Origin of the sequence: Streptomyces sp. NPDC058051 (assembly GCF_042885475.1) — a bacterium.
In the GTDB taxonomy this organism is placed as follows: domain Bacteria; phylum Actinomycetota; class Actinomycetes; order Streptomycetales; family Streptomycetaceae; genus Streptomyces.
On sequence record NZ_JBHVRW010000085.1, the window covers coordinates 1 to 1423 of the forward strand.

General features: G+C 67.9%; 2 protein-coding genes. Both read right to left on the reverse strand.

Annotated elements, in window-relative coordinates; all coding sequences use genetic code 11:
* Positions 1-72: 72 nt before the first annotated feature.
* A complete protein-coding gene (locus ACFVUT_RS37705) occupies positions 73-471 on the reverse strand; it encodes a hypothetical protein (RefSeq protein ID WP_389661359.1) in 399 nt (132 codons plus the stop codon).
* Complete coding sequence (locus ACFVUT_RS37710) at positions 468-1316, reverse strand: IS5 family transposase (protein ID WP_389661361.1); 849 nt, start codon at positions 1314-1316, stop codon at positions 468-470. Before ACFVUT_RS37710 ends, ACFVUT_RS37705 begins: the two co-directional genes overlap by 4 nt.
* Between the last annotated feature and the right edge of the window lie 107 nt (positions 1317-1423).

Below are 1423 nucleotides of genomic sequence, written 5' to 3' on the forward strand. Positions count from 1 at the left end.
AGAGGGCGGTTCGTAAGGTGATGTCCGTTCTGGCTGAGGTTGGAGCAAGGTCGCTGGTGGAGGTTCCGTCGGCTATTGCTTCTTGGCGAAGTTGCCGGTGTCGGCCTCGGTGAGGATCCCGAGTCTGACCAGGCGTTTCAGCTTGGCGCGGGTGCCTTCGACGTTCTTCGGCAGCAGTTCGTGGCCGAGGGCTTGGCAGACGTCCTTGGCACGTAGTGGTCCGGTCGCGTGGTTGAAGGCGGCGAGGATGCGGGGGTAGTCCGGGTGCTCGGGCAGGTCCGGCGCGACGGCGGGGAGACGGTCTGCGAGGCCGGTGACGGTCTTGCGGGTGATCGCGAGGTGTTCCAGGTGTGTCTCGGCCTCCCGCAACCGGGTCTGCAGGCCGTCGATCTGTGAACGGAGGTCGTCGGCCAGGGCCCGGGCGGCGTCTTCCTGGAGGTCCAGGGCGTCAAGCAGGGGTCGGATGTTCACGCTGCCGCCGCCTGCGCCTCGCGCCAGGTGGGGGCGTTCGTGCCGGTGAGGCGCCGGGTCATGACGTGGGTCATCGCCCAGTAGACGCGGGAGGCCGAGGAGGAGGGGCGGTACTCGTAGTCGCGGACCAGGCGCCGGTGCAGTATCAGGATCCCGTAGGTCTGCTCGACCCTCCACCGCTTCGGCTGCGGCACGAACCCCTTGACCTGCGGGTTGCGTGCGACGATCTCGACGTCGATGCCCAGCCCGGCGCCGTGCGCGACGACCTGGTTCTTGAAGCCCTGGTCGACCAGCGCTTTGCGGACGGTACCGCCGGCGTGCTCGGCGACCTGGTCCAGCAGGACGATGCCCGCGGCGTTGTCGTGGGTGTTCGCGGCGAGGACGACGACTGCGATGACCAGGCCGAGGACATCCACGGCAAGGCCCCGTTTGCGGCCGGGCACCCGCTTGGCCGGATCGTGGCCACTCGTGGCGGCGGGGACCCCGGCGGCCACGTGGACACTCTGCGTGTCCAGGACCACCACGGCCGGGTCCTCTAATCGCCGGGCCCGCTCACGGACCTGGCAGCGCAGGAGTTCGTGGATGACCTGGTCGGTCCCGTCATCCCGCCAGGCGGCGAAGTAGTAGTAGGTCGCGCTCTTCTGCGGCAGGCCATGCGGAAGGTAGGCCCACTGACAGCCGGTCCGCCCCTGGTACAGGATCGCGTTCACGATCTCCCGCATGTCGTAGGCACCTTGATGACCGCTGACCGAGCGGTGCCGCCCCTTCCACGCGGTGATCACCGGCTCGATCAACGACCACTGCTCGTCCGATAGGTCACTCGGATACGCCCCGCGTTCACTCACCCGGTCACATCACCAGATCAACGACCGTCAACCGGCAGATTCCGCCCCGCCGCCACACCATCAGGCGACAGCAGAACCACTCAAAGACTCACGAACTGCCCACCGAG